The organism is Pseudomonas sp. AM8, assembly GCF_036346475.1.
In the GTDB taxonomy this organism is placed as follows: Bacteria; Pseudomonadota; Gammaproteobacteria; order Pseudomonadales; family Pseudomonadaceae; genus Aquipseudomonas; species Aquipseudomonas marginalis.
In genome coordinates this window covers 1-16419 of sequence record NZ_JAOTNX010000004.1, presented here as the reverse complement: position 1 = coordinate 16419, position 16419 = coordinate 1, and the positions used below count along the sequence as shown (strand labels likewise).

General features: G+C 59.3%; 18 protein-coding genes. 9 read left to right on the top strand and 9 right to left on the bottom strand.

Going from position 1 to position 16419, the window contains the following annotated elements; all coding sequences use genetic code 11:
- Positions 1-62: 62 nt before the first annotated feature.
- The 5 genes from trpE (at position 63) to V3W40_RS11745 (ending at position 4877) form a co-directional block, all read left to right on the top strand.
- Positions 63-1544 (top strand): anthranilate synthase component I, encoded by a 1482-nt coding sequence (gene trpE / locus V3W40_RS11765; RefSeq protein ID WP_027605896.1) that lies wholly within the window; start codon positions 63-65, stop codon positions 1542-1544.
- A gap of 10 nt (positions 1545-1554) precedes the next feature.
- Positions 1555-2148 (top strand): aminodeoxychorismate/anthranilate synthase component II, encoded by a 594-nt coding sequence (locus V3W40_RS11760; protein WP_065925376.1) that lies wholly within the window; start codon positions 1555-1557, stop codon positions 2146-2148.
- A 9-nt stretch (positions 2149-2157) separates the two neighbouring features.
- On the top strand, positions 2158-3207 hold the full coding sequence (gene trpD / locus V3W40_RS11755; protein WP_330215069.1) for an anthranilate phosphoribosyltransferase: 1050 nt from the start codon (positions 2158-2160) through the stop codon (positions 3205-3207).
- Complete coding sequence (trpC, locus tag V3W40_RS11750; protein WP_065925374.1) at positions 3204-4040, top strand: indole-3-glycerol phosphate synthase TrpC; 837 nt, start codon at positions 3204-3206, stop codon at positions 4038-4040. The genes trpD and trpC overlap by 4 nt, the downstream gene beginning before the upstream one ends.
- Before the next feature lie 141 nt (positions 4041-4181).
- Positions 4182-4877 (top strand): lipoate--protein ligase family protein, encoded by a 696-nt coding sequence (locus V3W40_RS11745; protein ID WP_330215068.1) that lies wholly within the window; start codon positions 4182-4184, stop codon positions 4875-4877.
- On the opposite strand, the gene crp is transcribed toward V3W40_RS11745, so the two are convergent.
- Positions 4874-5518, bottom strand: coding sequence for a cAMP-activated global transcriptional regulator CRP (crp, locus tag V3W40_RS11740; protein WP_065925372.1), 645 nt, complete (start codon positions 5516-5518; stop codon positions 4874-4876). The genes V3W40_RS11745 and crp overlap by 4 nt on opposite strands.
- Before the next feature lie 245 nt (positions 5519-5763).
- On the opposite strand from crp, the gene V3W40_RS11735 reads away from it, so the two are divergent.
- Positions 5764-6186 (top strand): OsmC family protein, encoded by a 423-nt coding sequence (locus V3W40_RS11735; RefSeq protein ID WP_005792019.1) that lies wholly within the window; start codon positions 5764-5766, stop codon positions 6184-6186.
- A 62-nt stretch (positions 6187-6248) separates the two neighbouring features.
- Here the strand turns inward: V3W40_RS11735 and coq7 are convergent, their stop codons facing one another.
- From coq7 to hemJ, 6 genes are all read right to left on the bottom strand, one after another.
- On the bottom strand, positions 6249-6896 hold the full coding sequence (gene coq7, locus V3W40_RS11730) for a 2-polyprenyl-3-methyl-6-methoxy-1,4-benzoquinone monooxygenase (protein WP_065925371.1): 648 nt from the start codon (positions 6894-6896) through the stop codon (positions 6249-6251).
- Between the two features lie 117 nt (positions 6897-7013).
- Positions 7014-7352, bottom strand: a complete 339-nt coding sequence (locus tag V3W40_RS11725) for a histidine triad nucleotide-binding protein (RefSeq protein WP_003194682.1) — start codon at positions 7350-7352, stop codon at positions 7014-7016.
- Positions 7353-7398: 46 nt separating this feature from the next.
- Positions 7399-8187 (bottom strand): SDR family NAD(P)-dependent oxidoreductase, encoded by a 789-nt coding sequence (locus V3W40_RS11720; RefSeq protein WP_074847761.1) that lies wholly within the window; start codon positions 8185-8187, stop codon positions 7399-7401.
- A 62-nt stretch (positions 8188-8249) separates the two neighbouring features.
- Positions 8250-9212 (bottom strand): DUF805 domain-containing protein, encoded by a 963-nt coding sequence (locus V3W40_RS11715; RefSeq protein WP_065925369.1) that lies wholly within the window; start codon positions 9210-9212, stop codon positions 8250-8252.
- Between the two features lie 69 nt (positions 9213-9281).
- The gene (locus V3W40_RS11710) at positions 9282-10244 is read right to left on the bottom strand and encodes an NAD(P)H-dependent flavin oxidoreductase (RefSeq protein WP_330215067.1); all 963 of its coding nucleotides are present in this window, start codon (positions 10242-10244) and stop codon (positions 9282-9284) included.
- Between the two features lie 24 nt (positions 10245-10268).
- The gene (gene hemJ, locus V3W40_RS11705; protein ID WP_330215066.1) at positions 10269-10697 is read right to left on the bottom strand and encodes a protoporphyrinogen oxidase HemJ; all 429 of its coding nucleotides are present in this window, start codon (positions 10695-10697) and stop codon (positions 10269-10271) included.
- 135 nt (positions 10698-10832) lie between these two features.
- On the opposite strand from hemJ, the gene argC reads away from it, so the two are divergent.
- Complete coding sequence (gene argC, locus V3W40_RS11700; RefSeq protein WP_027605886.1) at positions 10833-11867, top strand: N-acetyl-gamma-glutamyl-phosphate reductase; 1035 nt, start codon at positions 10833-10835, stop codon at positions 11865-11867.
- A 165-nt stretch (positions 11868-12032) separates the two neighbouring features.
- Positions 12033-12383, top strand: a complete 351-nt coding sequence (erpA, locus tag V3W40_RS11695) for an iron-sulfur cluster insertion protein ErpA (protein ID WP_003176443.1) — start codon at positions 12033-12035, stop codon at positions 12381-12383.
- Positions 12384-12462: 79 nt separating this feature from the next.
- Here erpA and V3W40_RS11690 read toward each other — a convergent pair whose 3' ends face one another.
- Together V3W40_RS11690 and V3W40_RS11685 are read right to left on the bottom strand one after the other, a co-directional pair.
- The gene (locus V3W40_RS11690; RefSeq protein WP_330215065.1) at positions 12463-13554 is read right to left on the bottom strand and encodes an anhydro-N-acetylmuramic acid kinase; all 1092 of its coding nucleotides are present in this window, start codon (positions 13552-13554) and stop codon (positions 12463-12465) included.
- A 3-nt stretch (positions 13555-13557) separates the two neighbouring features.
- On the bottom strand, positions 13558-14976 hold the full coding sequence (locus V3W40_RS11685; RefSeq protein ID WP_065925365.1) for a peptidoglycan DD-metalloendopeptidase family protein: 1419 nt from the start codon (positions 14974-14976) through the stop codon (positions 13558-13560).
- Between the two features lie 209 nt (positions 14977-15185).
- Here V3W40_RS11685 and tyrS point away from each other — a divergent pair, with 209 nt between their 5' ends.
- A complete protein-coding gene (gene tyrS, locus V3W40_RS11680; protein WP_027605883.1) occupies positions 15186-16385 on the top strand; it encodes a tyrosine--tRNA ligase in 1200 nt (399 codons plus the stop codon).
- Positions 16386-16419: the final 34 nt, after the last annotated feature.

Genomic DNA, 16419 nt, shown 5'->3' with positions numbered 1-16419 from the left:
GGCCGCGCCATGCGGCACGTTTGCATACCTGACTGTTAGACCCTCACGCCACGAGGCACCTCATGATCCGCGAAGAATTCCTGCGTTTGGCCGCTGCCGGCTATAACCGTATCCCCCTGGCCTGCGAAACCCTGGCCGACTTCGACACGCCACTGTCGATCTACCTGAAGCTGGCCGACCAGCCCAACTCCTACCTGCTGGAGTCGGTACAGGGCGGCGAGAAATGGGGCCGTTACTCGATCATCGGCCTGCCATGCCGCACTGTGCTGCGGGTGCACGACCATCATGTGAGCATCACCCATGATGGTGTCGAGATCGAAAGTCATGAGGTCGAAGACCCGCTGGCCTTCGTCGAAGCCTTCAAGGCGCGCTACAACGTGCCGACCATCCCTGGCCTGCCGCGCTTCAACGGCGGCCTGGTGGGGTACTTCGGCTATGACTGCGTGCGCTATGTGGAAAAACGCCTGGGCAAATGCCCGAACCCGGACCCGCTGGGCGTGCCGGACATTCTGCTGATGGTCTCCGACGCGGTGGTGGTGTTCGACAACCTCGCCGGCAAGATGCACGCGATCGTGCTCGCCGACCCGTCCCAGGCCGACGCCTTCGAGCAAGGCCAGGCCAGCCTCGAAGCGCTGCTGGAAAAGCTTCGCCAGCCGATCACCCCGCGTCGCGGCCTGGACCTCAGCCGTCCGCCGGCGGCTGATCCGGTGTTCCGCTCCAGCTTTACCCAGGATGACTATGAGCGCGCGGTCGATACCATCAAGGAATACATCCTCGCCGGTGACTGCATGCAGGTGGTGCCGTCGCAACGCATGTCCATCGACTTCAAGGCGGCGCCCATCGACCTGTACCGGGCGCTGCGCTGCTTCAACCCGACGCCGTACATGTACTTCTTCAACTTTGGCGACTTCCACGTAGTGGGCAGCTCGCCGGAGGTGCTGGTGCGTGTCGAGGACAACCTGATCACCGTGCGCCCGATTGCCGGCACACGCCCGCGTGGCGCGACCGAAGAAGCGGATCTGGCGCTCGAAGAAGACCTGCTCAGCGACGACAAGGAAATCGCCGAACACCTGATGCTGATCGACCTGGGTCGTAACGACACCGGGCGTGTCTCGGAAATCGGCTCGGTGAAGTTGACCGAGAAGATGGTCATTGAGCGTTATTCCAACGTGATGCACATCGTGTCCAACGTCACCGGCGAGTTAAAAGCCGGGCTGACTGCGATGGACGCGTTGCGGGCGATTCTGCCGGCGGGCACCTTGTCGGGGGCGCCGAAGATCCGCGCGATGGAAATCATCGACGAACTGGAACCGGTCAAGCGCGGTGTCTATGGCGGCGCCGTGGGGTATTTCGCCTGGAACGGCAACATGGACACCGCCATTGCGATTCGCACGGCGGTGATCAAGGACGGGGAGCTGCACGTGCAGGCCGGTGGCGGGATTGTCGCCGACTCGGTGCCGGCCCTCGAATGGGAAGAAACCCTGAACAAGCGCCGCGCGATGTTCCGCGCTGTAGCGCTGGCTGAACAGACCCCCAATTCTTGAGGTTTCCCCCATGTTGCTGATGATTGATAACTACGATTCCTTTACCTACAACGTTGTGCAGTACCTGGGGGAGCTGGGCGCCGAGGTCAAGGTGGTTCGCAATGACGAACTGACCGTGGCCGAAATCGCTGCCCTGAACCCGGAGCGCATCGTGGTTTCTCCGGGCCCCTGCACGCCGACCGAGGCGGGTGTCTCCCTCGAGGCCATCAAGTACTTCGCCGGCAAGCTGCCGATCCTGGGCGTTTGCCTGGGCCATCAATCCATCGGCCAGGCCTTTGGCGGTGATGTGGTGCGCGCGCGCCAGGTGATGCACGGCAAGACCAGCCCGGTATTCCATAAAGACCTGGGCGTATTCCAGGCACTCAACAACCCGGTGACCGTGACCCGCTACCACTCGCTGGTGGTCAAGCGCGAAACCCTGCCGGAATGCCTGGAGCTGACCGCCTGGACCCAGCTGGAAGACGGCTCCGTCGACGAGATCATGGGCCTGCGTCACAAGACACTGAATATCGAAGGGGTGCAGTTTCATCCTGAATCGATCCTGACCGAGCAGGGCTACGAGCTGTTCGCCAACTTTCTCAAGCAGAGCGGCGGCACGCGCTAAGGACTTTCCATGGATATCAAGACTGCCCTGAGCCGTATCGTCGGCCACCTGGATCTGAGCACCGCTGAAATGAGCGATGTGATGCGCGAAATCATGACCGGTCAATGCACCGATGCGCAGATTGGCGCCTTCATGATGGCGATGCGCATGAAGAGCGAAAGCATCGACGAGATCGTCGGCGCTGTATCGGTGATGCGTGAGCTGGCGGACAAGGTCGAGCTCAAGACCCTCGACGGCGTGGTCGACGTGGTCGGCACCGGCGGTGACGGTGCGAACATCTTCAACGTGTCGACGGCCTCTTCCTTTGTGGTGGCGGCGGCGGGTTGCACCGTGGCCAAGCACGGTAACCGCGCGGTGTCCGGCAAGAGCGGCAGTGCCGACCTGCTGGAAGCGGCCGGCATCTACCTGAACCTCACGCCGGTACAAGTGGCGCGCTGCATCGACAACGTCGGCATCGGCTTTATGTTTGCCCAGTCCCATCATGGTGCAATGAAGCACGCCGCCGGCCCACGCAAAGACCTGGGCCTGCGTACCCTGTTCAACATGCTCGGCCCGCTTACGAATCCGGCCGGTGTGAAGCACCAAGTGGTGGGCGTGTTCAGCCAGGCACTGTGCCGGCCATTGGCTGAAGTGCTGCAACGCATGGGCAGCAAGCATGTGCTGGTGGTGCACTCCAAAGACGGCCTGGACGAGTTCAGCCTGGCCGCGCCAACGTTTGTGGCGGAGCTGAAGGATGACCAAATCACCGACTACTGGGTCGAACCGGAAGACTTGGGCATGAAGAGCCAGAGCCTGCACGGCCTGGCGGTGGAAAGCCCGGCGGCGTCCCTGGAGCTGATTCGCGATGCCCTGGGGCGTCGTAAGACCGAGAACGGTCAAAAAGCTGCGGAAATGATTGTTCTGAATGCTGGCGCGGCACTTTACGCAGCCGATCATGCCTATAGTCTTAAGGAAGGTGTCGAATTGGCCCACGATGCGCTGCACACCGGTCTGGCTCGTGAAAAGCTCGAAGAGCTGGGAGCATTCACCGCTGTATTCAAGATGGAGAATGAAGGATGAGTGTGCCGACCGTTCTGGAAAAAATCCTGGCCCGCAAGGCTGAAGAAGTCGCCGAACGCCGTTCCCGTGTGAGCCTGGCCGAGTTGGAGGCCCAAGCGAAAGCCGCTGATGCGCCACGTGGATTTGCCAAGGCACTGATTGCCCAGGCCAAGCTCAAGCAACCGGCCGTGATCGCCGAGATCAAGAAAGCTTCGCCGAGCAAGGGCGTGATTCGCGAAAACTTTGTACCGGCGGAAATCGCCGTCAGCTACGAGAAGGGTGGGGCGACTTGCCTGTCGGTACTCACTGACATCGATTTTTTCCAGGGTTCCGACCTGTTCCTGCAGCAGGCCCGCGCGGCCTGCAAGTTGCCGGTGATCCGCAAGGATTTCATGGTCGATCCGTACCAGATCGTTGAAGCCCGTGCCTTGGGCGCCGACTGTGTGTTGTTGATCGTCTCCGCATTGGATGACGTGAAGATGGCCGAGCTGGCGGCCGTGGCCAAAAGCGTTGGCCTGGATGTGCTGGTGGAAGTGCACGACGGCGATGAGCTGGAGCGCGCGCTGAAAACCCTCGACACACCGCTGGTGGGGGTCAACAACCGTAACCTGCACACCTTCGAAGTCAGCCTGGAAAACACCCTCGACCTGCTGCCGCGTATTCCGCGCGATCGCCTGGTGATTACCGAAAGTGGCATCGTCAACCGTGCCGATGTGGAGCTGATGGAAATCAGTGACGTTTATTCGTTCCTGGTGGGTGAGACCTTCATGCGTGCCGAGAACCCGGGGGCGGAACTGCAGCGTCTGTTCTTCCCGGAGCGTGGCGTGGCGGTCAGTGGTTCCACTCTCGATTGATTTGAAATGCGATCAACGTGTGGGAGGGGGCTTGCCCCGATGGCGGCGATTCAGTTGGAGCATCCTTGACTGACATACCGCTATCGGGGCAAGCCCCCTCCCACATTTGGGTTTGTATTTATTCAGATAGGTAGGTGCCCATTGATCCAGCCAGTGTCGATGCGTGTTGAAGCAGGCCTTGCCGCCGAGCAATCCTTGCTGGCCGCCGTTTGCGCGGGTGAGCAGGCGTTTGGGTTGTTGTTCTGGCAGCCCAGCGATCAGGCATTGGTGATGCCACGCCGCTTGAGCCGATTGCCTGCTTTCGATGTCGCCAGCCGCGTGTCTGCGGATGCCGGTTGGCCGGTGCTCTTGCGCGAAACCGGCGGCGAACCGGTGCCGCAGTCCAGCGCCACGGTCAATATCGCCCTGGTCTACGCTCCGCCGCGCAGTGAGGGTGATCAAGGTCGCATCGAAACCGGTTACCAGCGTCTATGCCAGCCGATCTGCGATTTACTTATCGAGTTGGGCGGCGATGCCTCCGTCGGGGAAATCGATGGTGCATTCTGCAACGGTCGTTACAACGTCAACCTCAACGGGCGCAAAATGGTCGGCACTGCCCAGCGCTGGCGGCAAGGCGGGGGCCGCCCGGTGGGGTTGGTGCACGGTGCGTTGTTGCTGGATAACGATCGTGAAGAACTCATCGCGGCGGTCAACCGCTTCAACCAAGCCTGCGGCCTGGAGCAACGGGTTCGCGCCGACAGCCATATTGCCCTGCACGAAGCCTTCCCCGCGCCGGACGCAATCAGCCGGCTGGACAGCTTGTACCGTCAAATGCTGGCCAGTTTCCTGCCGGCTTAACGGGTACCGAACACCACCATCGTCTTGCCTTTGACGTGCACCAGGTTGCGCTCTTCAAGATCCTTGAGCACGCGGCCGACCATCTCCCGTGAACAACCGACAATGCGCCCGATTTCCTGGCGGGTGATCTTGATCTGCATGCCGTCGGGGTGAGTCATTGCATCGGGCTGCTTGCACAGTTCCAGCAGGCAACGGGCCACACGCCCGGTGACATCGAAGAACGCCAGGTCGCCAACCTTACGCGTAGTGTCTCGCAGGCGCTGGGCGATCTGACCACTGAGGGCGTAGAGAATATCGGGGTCCTGCTGGGCGAGTTCGCGAAACTTTGTGTAACTGATCTCGGCCACTTCGCACTCGACCTTGGTCCGCACCCAGGCGCTGCGCTCCTGCTCCTTGCCTGCTTGTTCAAACAGCCCCAGCTCGCCGAAAAAATCCCCTGTGTTCAGGTAGGCGATGATCATTTCGCGGCCGTCTTCATCCTCGATCAGGATGGTGACTGAGCCCTTGATAATGAAAAACAGGGTTTCGGAGCGCTCACCGGCGCAGATGATGTTGTGCTTGGCGGGGTGGCGCCGGCGCTGGCAGTGCATCAGCAACTTGTCGAGATTCTTGATCTTGGGTATGGGCGTAAGAGCAACCATGGTTGTATCCCGAAAGGCAGCGCGAGGTGGTTGGAGTTGTTGTACTCAGCGGTATCGGCATTGATACACGTTGTATAAAGGGTGGCAATACGCCACTCCTTTGGCGCCAGCTTAACAGACACATTCTGACTCGATTAGCGAATTTTCCGAGTCAGCGCCGTTATTGATCGCTTTGATGGGAAGCGCGGTTGCGCCCGGGCCCTGTGCTAAGCTGGCGACCCTTTTTTAGCAGTGGAGTCTGGGCGATGAAGGCACGCATCCAATGGGCGGGCGAAGCCATGTTCCTCGGTGAGTCGGGCAGTGGCCATGTGGTGGTCATGGATGGCCCGCCGGAAGCCGGTGGCCGTAACCTGGGCGTACGCCCGATGGAAATGCTCCTGCTTGGCGTGGGCGGTTGCAGCAATTTCGACGTGGTCAGCATCCTGAAAAAATCTCGCCAGGCCGTGGAAAGCTGCGAAGCCTTCCTGGAAGCCGAGCGCGCAACTGAAGATCCCAAGGTGTTTACCAAGATCCACATGCATTTCGTGGTGAAGGGCCGGGCGTTGAAAGAAGCTCAGGTCAAGCGGGCTATCGAGTTGTCGGCCGAGAAATACTGCTCGGCGTCCATCATGCTCGGCGCGGCGGGTGTGGCCATCACCCATGATTACGAGATCATCGAGTTGGGTTGACCGCCAATCTGCAAAAGAAAAGGGCGCTTCGATAGCGCCCTTTTTTGCAGCCGCAGGTTTCGTCAGATGCGGTAAGTGCTTTTGGTCATGACCTTGGCCAGCAGGCTCATGCCGAATCGCACTGGCGCCGGGAAGCGGAAACCGCCGGCATCCAATGCACTTTCGGCGTGGTGCGCTTCATCGATACGCATCTGCTCAAGAATTGCGCGGGACTTTTCGTCGTCGGCCGGCAATTGTTCCAAGTGTTCATCCAGGTGCTTGCACACTTGATGCTCAGTCGCGGCGACAAAACCGAGGCTGACCTTGTCGCTGATCAGGCCGGCAGCCGCGCCGATGCCGAATGACAAACCGTAAAACAGCGGGTTGAGCACGCTGGGATGGCTCCCCAACTGGCGAATACGTTGCTCGCACCAGGCCAGGTGATCGATTTCTTCCTCGGCCGCATGCTCCATGGCTGCGCGCACCTGCGGCAGCTTGGCGGTCAGGGCCTGGCCCTGGTACAGCGCCTGGGCGCAGACCTCGCCGGTATGGTTGATGCGCATCAGGCCGGCCACATGACGGGTTTCGGTCTCGCTCATCTGCGCATCAGGCTGCACGATGGCGGGCGACGGGCGGTAAGGTTGGCCGCTGAAGGGCAGCAACGTGCGCATGGCCGTGTCGGCTTGCAGCAACAGACGGTCTATCGGCGAGTAGTGACGTTGGGTAGTCATGCTGACCTCCGGGAGGAATCTCGGCGGCCAGTTTACCGCAAGAGAGAGGAACGCGTTTGCCCTGAGTCAAGGGCGTGGGGTCGCAGCCTCGGACTGCGCCCCTTGTTGCGGGCTGGTTCAGCCCGGTGGCCAATTCATCTGGCGCTGACCCAGTACATGCATATGGATGTGGTAAACAGTCTGCCCGCCGTCTTCATTGCAGTTCATCACCACACGGAAACCTTTCTCACAGCCTTGTTCCACCGCCAAACGCTGGGCAGTGAACAGAATATGGCCGGCCAGGGCCTTATCGTCCTCGGTCAAGTCATTCAATGTGCGGATAGGCTTCTTCGGGATAACCAGAAAATGTACCGGCGCCTGTGGGGCAATATCGTGGAAGGCGAGGACTTGATCATCTTCGTAGATAATCTTCGCGGGTATTTCTCTGTTGATGATCTTGGTGAACAGAGTATCCACAGCTGTTTCTCCATTATGAAAGTGCAAGGTGAGTGTACTCAGGCGATCAGCGTGGGCAATAGGCCTTGTTGATGGCGCCGGCGATCTTGCGGGTCAGCCAGCGCGGGCTGAAACGCGGGCTGAAGGCCAGCCAGCGATTACGTCGACCAGGAATGATGATGGCTTTGTTTTTTTCCAATGCGCGCACGGTATAGAGCGCCACTTCTTCCGGGCTCATCAATTGCTCGCTGCGGTCGAGTCTGGCGGTGTCCATATGCGCTGTACCGAAGAATGCGGTGCGCGTAGGACCGGGGCAAAGCACCGAGACCTTAATGCCACAGGTCTTGAGTTCTTCGCGCAAGCCTTCGGAGAAATGCAGCACATAGGCCTTGCTGGCGTAGTAGCTGCTCATCCACGGGCCGGGTTGGAACGCGGCGACCGAGGCAACGTTGAGAATCTGCCCGCCACCGTGCAGCGCCATGCTATTGCCCAGGGCGTGACACATGCGTGTGAGGGCAAGGATGTTGACTTCGATGAGGTCTTGTTCGGTCATCCAGTCCTGGGCCAGGAATGGCCCGCTGGTGCCAATGCCGGCGCAGTTCACCAGCAAGTCGATCTGCCGCTCGCCTTCTTCCAGCTCCAGCAGGAACCCGGACAAGCGCAATGGCTCGCCCAGGTCGCATGCCCGAAACAGCACCTCGACGCCGAAGCGTTGGGTCAATTCGATTGCAATACTTTCCAACTGATCACGCTGGCGGGCCACCAGAATCAAGCTGCGGCCGCGACGGGCCAGGGCTTCGGCCAAAGCCAGGCCGATGCCGCTGGAGGCACCGGTGATCAGAGCGTAACGGGTCATGCCTCTCTCCATCGCAACGCGCCGCACCTGGGATGGAGGCATCACAGGCGCGGCGCGTTTCTTTACTGTTCTGGAGAGTCTACAGGTTCGGCTGCGTCGTCAGCACTTTGCGCATCTTCTTCATCGACGATCACGCTTTGATCGGCGTCTTCATCGGAGGTGATGGAGCTGCTTTCGTAGCTGCTGTCCACGTTGGTTTCGAGTTGATCCAGGTAGCCGTTCATGCCCAGCGACACCACGATGATGAGCATCAGCGGGATGAATGCCAGCCACAGTGAGGCCAGGACCTTCACCGCGGTGGAGTTGCGCGGTGGCGGTGCGCCGTACTGGTTGGCGCCGGTGTTACCTGGCATTACCAACAGCAGCAGCGGGAAAATACTGTTCACCAGCGGTACCAGGTTCAGCAGGTACAACCAGCCGGACCAGCCCAGATCGTGCAGGCGCTGCACGCCGATCTGCACGCTGACGACCACAACCGCGACGAACAGCGCGAAGCCCAGCAGCGAGCCGAGGATAATGGCTATGGTCGGTGACGCGGTCGCGATGGCAAAGCCCACAGTACTGAGGATGCCGGCTGCGACGAGCATGGCGACGGTCAGTACCAGCGTCCATGCCAGGTACCGCAGACGACCAATACGGCCATTGATGGTGAAGACCTTGAGGGTGGCGTATTCCGGCAGGCTTTCACCTACGGCGGCACGCGGTGGTGCGTACGGCGAAGCCGCAGGACGGGAGAAGTCCGCTGCGCCGGAATCTGTTTCGTGGGTTTCGGCAAGGCTGAAGGCTACGGGCTGTTCGGCCTCGATACGCGCGTCCACCCCGGCGTTTTTCAGCGCGGTGAGGTAGGTTTCGGCGTCGGGGCGGGACAGGTCGCGTTTCAGTGCAACAACGCGGCCGGTGAAGAGTTTCTCGATGTCCTCGACCGTGCTCTTGAACAGTTCAGCCAGGTTCAGCTTGGCTGTGGTGCTTTCGACACCCGGGAGCAAGGCCCCATCAAACACAATCTTGAAACGGTTATCGCTCATGCGGGCATCCTTGTCACTGAATCAGTGGAGTAGTGCAGGCCTGCTCGATCGGCAGGCCTTGCGGTTGGGTCAGCGTGGCCAGCGCAACTGTGTCGCCTGTTCGCGCGCCTTGCGGTATTCGGCATCCAGGCGGGCAACGAGTTCATCGACGCCGGGTAAATCATTAATCTCACCGACACCTTGGCCTGCAGACCATACGGTCTTCCAGGCCTTGGCTTCGTCGCTCAGCGGCTTGAGCTTGGAGCCGAAGTTTACTTCGCCTTTGCCCTGCAGGGCAGCGAGGTCGAAACCGGCATTTTCCAGGCTCTGGCGCATAAAGCTTGCGGGCACGCCGGAGACCGCGGGAGTGTGCACGATGTCAGCGGCGCGTGATGTGAGCAGCATCTCTTTATACGCATCCGGGGCGTGGCTTTCGGTGGTACCGATAAAACGTGTGCCGAAATACGCCAGGTCTGCCCCCAGTAACTGGGCGGCGAGTATCTCATGGCCGTGGTTCAGGCAGCCGGCCAGCAGCAGGGTCTTGTCGAAGAATTGGCGAATTTCTGCGATCAGCGAAAACGGGCTCCAGGTACCGGCATGGCCACCGGCGCCTGCGGCCACGGCGATCAGGCCGTCGACACCGGCTTCAGCGGCCTTTTCGGCATGGCGCCGGGTAGTGACGTCATGAAACACCAGGCCGCCATAGCTGTGCACCGCATCTACCACTTCTTTCACTGCGCCCAGGCTGGTAATCACGATCGGCACCTTGTGCTCAACACAGATCGCCAGGTCAGCCTCAAGGCGAGGGTTGCTGTTATGCACGATCAGATTGACGGCGTAGGGCGCAGGATTGTCCAACTGCGCCAGGCCCGCTTTGATTTCCTCCAGCCAGGCCTTGAAGCCACTGCTCTCGCGCTGGTTGAGCGCCGGGAAACTGCCGACTACCCCATTGCGGCAGCAGGCCAGCACCAATTGCGGATTGGAAATCAGGAACATCGGCGCAGCCACCACTGGCAGGCGCAGACGTTGTTCAAGCAGAGCGGGCAGCGACATTGGAGGTACCCCGAGTAATTGAAGTTAGAACGGTTTGACCACGACCAAAATTACGATAGCCAGCAATATCAGAACCGGGACTTCATTGAACCAGCGATAAAAGACATGGCTGCGGGTGTTTTCGCCACGGGCGAAACGTTTTACCTGCGCGCCGCACATATGGTGGTAGCCCATCAGGAACACTACCAGGGTCAACTTGGCGTGGATCCAGGCGCCCGATTGAAAGATGCCGGGGTTAAGGGCTATCAGCCAGATACCAAACACCAGGCTGGCCAGCATCGCCGGGCCCATGATGCCGCGGTACAGCTTGCGCTCCATGACGCTGAAGCGTTCCTTGCTGACAGTGTCCTCGCTTTGAGCGTGGTAGACGAACAGGCGCGGCAGGTAGAACAGCCCGGCAAACCAGCAGACGATGCTGACGATATGGAAGGCTTTGACCCATAGATAAAGCATTTTTAGTTATTCCCAGGTTCACGGTAGCGCAGATAGTAGTGGCTCATGCGCCCATACGTCACGTTGACGGTTGTCGCAGGACGATACGGCCCCTATTATCGACGGCTTTCCAGTGGGTTCGTTGAGGGCAGGTTTATGGTCAAGGTCGGTATCGTCGGCGGCACGGGTTACACCGGTGTCGAATTGCTGCGTCTGTTGGCTCAGCATCCGCAAGCTGAGGTGGTGGTCATTACCTCTCGATCCGAGGCCGGCCTGGCCGTGGCCGATATGTACCCGAACCTGCGAGGCCACTACGACGGCCTGGCGTTCAGCGTTCCGGACATCAATACCCTTGGCGCCTGCGATGTGGTGTTCTTTGCCACCCCTCACGGCGTTGCCCATGCGTTGGCTGGCGAACTGCTGGCCGCTGGCACCAAGGTCATCGACCTGTCGGCGGACTTCCGCCTGCAAGACGCCGACGAATGGGCCAAGTGGTACGGCCAGCCTCACGGTGCACCGGAACTGTTGGAAGAGGCGGTGTACGGCCTGCCGGAAGTCAATCGTGAGCAGATCAAGCAGGCGCGCCTGATCGCCGTGCCGGGTTGCTATCCGACGGCGACGCAACTGGGCTTTCTGCCGTTGCTCGAGGCCGGGCTGGCGGATGCTTCGCGCCTGATCGCAGACTGTAAGTCGGGTGTCAGCGGCGCTGGTCGTGGAGCAGCGGTAGGTTCCCTGTACTCCGAGACGTCGGAAAGCATGAAGGCTTACGCGGTAAAAGGGCATCGCCATCTGCCAGAGATTCGTCAGGGGCTGCGTCGCGCCGCTGGCAAAGACGTGGGCCTGACCTTCGTGCCACACCTGACGCCGATGATTCGTGGCATTCATTCCACGTTGTACGCCACAGTGGTCGATCGTTCGGTAGACCTGCAGGCGTTGTTTGAAAAACGTTATGCCAACGAGCCGTTCGTCGATGTAATGCCTGCTGGCAGCCATCCGGAAACCCGCAGCGTGCGAGGCGCTAATGTGTGCCGGATTGCAGTGCATCGTCCGCAGGATGGTGACCTGGTGGTGGTGTTGTCGGTGATCGATAACCTCGTCAAGGGCGCGTCGGGCCAGGCGGTGCAGAACATGAACATCCTGTTTGGCCTGGATGAAAAGCTGGGTCTGTCCCACGCCGGCATGCTGCCTTAAAACGATTTATGGACTGCGCAAAAGGCCCGTTGATCGGGCCTTTTGTGTTTCTAATGGCGGCGATGCAGATTGATATACCGTAACAATAGTTGACCGCTTTTCTAGGAGAAGCGGATAATGCCTGCCATTACGCATATGGCGGCGCTACGCCGGGAGATTATCAGCATGAGCGTTGAATCCTTCACCCCCACGGCTTTGCAATTTACCCACGGTGCTGCGCACAAGGTAAAGAGCCTGGTCGATGAAGAGGGTAATGATCGCTTGAAGCTGCGCGTATTCGTTACGGGCGGCGGTTGTTCAGGGTTTCAGTACGGTTTCACCTTTGATGAAGATGTGGCCGACGATGACACCATCGTTGAGCGCGAGGGCGTTAGCCTGGTCGTGGACCCGATGAGCTTCCAATACTTGGCAGGCGCCGAGGTGGATTACCAGGAGGGTTTGGAGGGTTCGCGTTTCGTGATCAAGAACCCTAACGCGACCACCACCTGTGGTTGCGGCTCTTCGTTCTCGATCTGATCTACAACGAATAAAAACGCCGCTTGGCTTTGATCGGCCAAGCGGCGTTTTGCTGTCTGCGGTTCTGGCGAGGTGTTCGTCAGGCGGGGTAGATCGCGCCAAGTACCCTTAGCCCGCGTGCGCCGGTGACACTGGGCCGGTTGGCGGCAATGCCTTCCAGGCAGCAGTGAGCCAGCCACGCGAAAGCCATGGCTTCGACCCAGTCCGGGTCTACGCCGTAGGTGGCGGTGCTACTGACTTGAGTGGATGGCAACAACGCGGCCAGACGATTCATCATTGTGGTGTTATGGGCGCCGCCGCCACAGACGAGTAACGTTTCTGTCTCGGGCTGCGCGGTTTGCAGGGCCTCGACGATGGTCAGGACGCTCAGTTCCAGCAGGCTGGCCTGTACGTCCTGGGGGTCAAAGGCGGGCAGACGGCCAAGATGCCGGTGCAGCCACTCGAGGTTGAACACTTCACGGCCGGTGCTTTTCGGGCCTTTGGTCAGGAAGAATGGATCGCTGAGTAGGGCCGTGAGTAGTTGAGGTTCGACCTTGCCACTACCCGCCCACAGCCCATCACGGTCAAAATGTTCGCCGCGCTGCTGTTGAATCCAGGCGTCCAGCAGCACATTGCCTGGGCCGCAGTCGAAGCCGGCTACGGGCCTCCCGGTTCCGATCAGGCTGAGATTGCTGAAGCCCCCAATATTCAATACTGCACGGCTGCCAGTGCTTTCGCCAAACAACGCTTCATGAAAGGCGGGCACCAGAGGCGCACCCTGGCCGCCAGCGGCAACGTCGCGGCTGCGGAAGTCGCTGACTACGCTGATGCCCGTCAGCTCCGCAAGCAATGCCGGGTTGCCGATCTGCACGGTAAAGCCTCGGGCGGGTTCATGACGGATGGTCTGGCCATGGCTGCCGATCGCGCGTATGTCTTGAGGCTTGAGGTTGTGCTGGTCGAGCACCGTGTGAATGCCGTGGGCGGCGAGTGTGACCCAATGCTGCTGGGCTATCGCTGAGCGGGCAATCTCATCCGGGCCGCTGGCGCACAGGCTTAACAGCTCTGCGCGCAGGGTGTCCGGCATCGGTGTGTAGTGGGTGGCGATCAGATTGACCGCCGAATCTTGTTCGATCAGGGCGATATCCAGGCCATCGAGGCTGGTCCCGGACATTACACCTATATAGAGCGGCATACCCTAACGCTTCGCCGAAGCAAGCAGGGTGGAGCGCTCCTGGTCCATGCGCGCCATCAGCGGCTGGCTCTGTTGCATAAAGCGTGCGCGCTCGGCCTTGGCAATCGGGTCGGCCATCGGCAGTTTCTGGCCCAATGGGTCAACGTGCACACCATTGACCTGGAACTCATAGTGCAAGTGCGGGCCGGTGGACAGGCCGGTGGTGCCGATATAACCGATTACTTGGCCTTGCTTCACATTGCCGCCGGTTTTCACGCCCTTGGCGAAACCTTGCATATGGCCATACAGGGTGCGGTAGGTGTTGCCGTGCTGGATGATCACCGTGTTGCCGTAGCCACCGCGGCGCCCTGCGAGCAGGACCTTGCCATCGCCGGCCGCTTTGATAGGCGTACCGCGTGGGGCGGCATAGTCGACGCCTTTGTGGGCGCGGATTTTGTTCAGAATTGGATGCTTGCGACCCATGGAGAAACGCGAGCTAATACGAGCGAAATCCACCGGAGTTCGGATGAAGGCCTTGCGCATGCTGTTGCCGTCGGCGGTGTAGTAGCTGCTGTTGCCTTGCTTGTTGGTGTAACGCACTGCGGTGTAGGTCTTGCCACGGTTGGTGAAGCGTGCGGAGAGAATGTTGCCGGTACCGACTACTTTGCCGTTGGCGACTTTCTGCTCGTAGATCACGTCGAATTCATCACCCTGGCGGATGTCCTGGGCGAAGTCGATGTCGTAGCCAAACACGCTGGCCATGTCCATGGTCATGCTATGGGACAAGCCAGCGCGCGCGGCAGATTGCGACAGTGAGCTGTTGATCACGCCGTGAACGTAGGCAGAGCGCATGACTGGCTTGGTGGTAATACGGTTGAAGGCAAAGCCTTTGGCGCCCTTGGTCAGGGAGATGCTCTCGAGGTCACTGACGCTGGTGTGCAGGTTGTTCAACTGACCGTCTGGTGTCAGTTCGAATTCCAGTTTCTGGCCGTGTTTGAGCTGGGTGAATTGCTTGGCTTGCTTATCGCTGGCCAGTACATCGTTAACGGTGGCTGCGGGAAGGCCTACCTTCTCGAACAGGGTCGAAAGCGTATCGCCTTTCGCCACGATCACTTCGCGGTGTTGAGGGTTCTTAGCAGCGTCTACTACGGTTTTTTTCTGTTCTTGAACGGCTTGCTGGGTATCTTCCGGCGTGTTTTCGATCTGGGCAAACGGCGATTCAGTGGGAGCATTTGTGGCTTGTTGGGCGTCGGAAGCGTCTTGATCTTGTGTCAGTTGTTCAACCGGACTCTCCAAGTCAAGGCTCAGGGATGTTCGTTTGGCTTCTACGTCACTGGAAGGGAATACCAGGAGTGCCAGGCTGAGAAGGGCGGCGATACCACTTGCTGCAAGCAGGTGGGTCTTCGGGTAAAGCGGCGGCGCTTTAGACGGTTCAGTGGTCATAGGTAATTTTGACTTTGAAGATGAAATGGAAAAGATGAATGACATGATGAAGATGAAATAACTGTATAAAATATAACCAAATCATCTGTGGCGCAAGCTCGCGAACGCTGGGCTTGCTGAACGGTGTCCGTGCGCAGGGCAAAACTTGTAATTAGTCCCTGATCTTGTATGGTTGGTTCCCTTTTGAATCTGAGCCTTGCGGGTCTGTTATGAAGTCGGTTGAAGAGCAGCTAGCGCTGATAAAACGTGGTGCGGAAGAACTGTTGGTCGAGGCCGAGCTGATCGAAAAGCTCAAGCGTGGCCAACCCCTGCGTATTAAGGCTGGCTTCGATCCGACGGCGCCGGACTTGCACCTGGGTCATACCGTGCTTATTAATAAGCTGCGTCAGTTCCAGGAGCTGGGGCATCAGGTGATCTTCCTTATAGGTGATTTCACCGGGATGATCGGCGATCCGAGCGGTAAGAGTGCAACACGCCCGCCGCTGACCCGTGAGCAGGTTCTCGATAATGCCGAGACCTATAAGACCCAGGTATTCAAGATTCTTGATCCGGCCAAGACCGAGGTGGCGTTTAACTCCACCTGGATGGATCAGATGGGGCCGGCGGACTTCATTCGCCTCACTTCCCAGTACACCGTGGCGCGCATGCTTGAGCGCGATGACTTCGACAAGCGCTATTCAACCAATCAACCGATCGCGATTCATGAGTTCCTGTATCCGCTGGTTCAGGGTTATGACTCGGTAGCGCTGCGCGCGGATGTTGAATTGGGTGGTACCGATCAGAAATTCAACCTGCTGATGGGGCGTGAGTTGCAGCGTGCTTATGGTCAGGAAGCTCAGTGCATCCTGACCATGCCGTTGTTGGAAGGGTTGGATGGCGTCAAGAAAATGTCCAAGTCTCTGGGCAACTATGTCGGCATCCAGGAAGCTCCGGGTGTGATGTACGGCAAGCTGGTCTCTATCCCGGATGCCTTGATGTGGCGCTACTTCGAACTGTTGAGTTTCCGCTCGATGGATGAGATCGATGCGCTGCGTGCGGATGTAGAGGCGGGCGCCAATCCGCGTGACGTGAAGATCAAGCTGGCGGAAGAGATAGTTGCGCGTTTCCATGGTGAAGAGGCAGCGGCCAGTGCTCACCGTGCGGCAGGTAATCGCATGAGGGACGGCGAGCTGCCGGATGATCTACCTGAGATTGAATTGACGGCTACTGAGGCCATGCCGATTGCGGCAGTCCTTAATAAGGCGGGTTTGGTAAAGAACTCGGCGGTCGCGCGTGACCTTCTGGGGTCTGGCGGTGTGCGTATAGATGGTGAGGTGGTGGATCGCACCTTTATATACGAACTTGGTGCTACCCACGTTTGTCAGGCGGGGAAGAAGGCATTTGCGCGTATTACGCTCAAATCCGAATAAACTTGAAATTAACTGTTGACGGCGAATTGTATCT

What these genes read in the sequence shown, in the direction of transcription:
- tyrS (WP_027605883.1), top strand. Translation starts at nt 15,186, where the DNA reads ATGAAGTCGGTTGAAGAGCAGCTAGCGCTGATAAAACGTGGTGCGGAA.
- trpD (WP_330215069.1), top strand. Translation starts at nt 2,158, where the DNA reads ATGGATATCAAGACTGCCCTGAGCCGTATCGTCGGCCACCTGGATCTG.
- V3W40_RS11715 (WP_065925369.1), bottom strand. Translation starts at nt 9,212, where the DNA reads ATGAGCGATAACCGTTTCAAGATTGTGTTTGATGGGGCCTTGCTCCCG.
- V3W40_RS11710 (WP_330215067.1), bottom strand. Translation starts at nt 10,244, where the DNA reads ATGTCGCTGCCCGCTCTGCTTGAACAACGTCTGCGCCTGCCAGTGGTG.
- coq7 (WP_065925371.1), bottom strand. Translation starts at nt 6,896, where the DNA reads ATGACTACCCAACGTCACTACTCGCCGATAGACCGTCTGTTGCTGCAA.
- V3W40_RS11685 (WP_065925365.1), bottom strand. Translation starts at nt 14,976, where the DNA reads ATGACCACTGAACCGTCTAAAGCGCCGCCGCTTTACCCGAAGACCCAC.
- V3W40_RS11760 (WP_065925376.1), top strand. Translation starts at nt 1,555, where the DNA reads ATGTTGCTGATGATTGATAACTACGATTCCTTTACCTACAACGTTGTG.
- trpE (WP_027605896.1), top strand. Translation starts at nt 63, where the DNA reads ATGATCCGCGAAGAATTCCTGCGTTTGGCCGCTGCCGGCTATAACCGT.
- crp (WP_065925372.1), bottom strand. Translation starts at nt 5,518, where the DNA reads ATGGTTGCTCTTACGCCCATACCCAAGATCAAGAATCTCGACAAGTTG.
- V3W40_RS11735 (WP_005792019.1), top strand. Translation starts at nt 5,764, where the DNA reads ATGAAGGCACGCATCCAATGGGCGGGCGAAGCCATGTTCCTCGGTGAG.
- hemJ (WP_330215066.1), bottom strand. Translation starts at nt 10,697, where the DNA reads ATGCTTTATCTATGGGTCAAAGCCTTCCATATCGTCAGCATCGTCTGC.
- erpA (WP_003176443.1), top strand. Translation starts at nt 12,033, where the DNA reads ATGAGCGTTGAATCCTTCACCCCCACGGCTTTGCAATTTACCCACGGT.
- argC (WP_027605886.1), top strand. Translation starts at nt 10,833, where the DNA reads ATGGTCAAGGTCGGTATCGTCGGCGGCACGGGTTACACCGGTGTCGAA.
- trpC (WP_065925374.1), top strand. Translation starts at nt 3,204, where the DNA reads ATGAGTGTGCCGACCGTTCTGGAAAAAATCCTGGCCCGCAAGGCTGAA.
- V3W40_RS11690 (WP_330215065.1), bottom strand. Translation starts at nt 13,554, where the DNA reads ATGCCGCTCTATATAGGTGTAATGTCCGGGACCAGCCTCGATGGCCTG.
- V3W40_RS11720 (WP_074847761.1), bottom strand. Translation starts at nt 8,187, where the DNA reads ATGACCCGTTACGCTCTGATCACCGGTGCCTCCAGCGGCATCGGCCTG.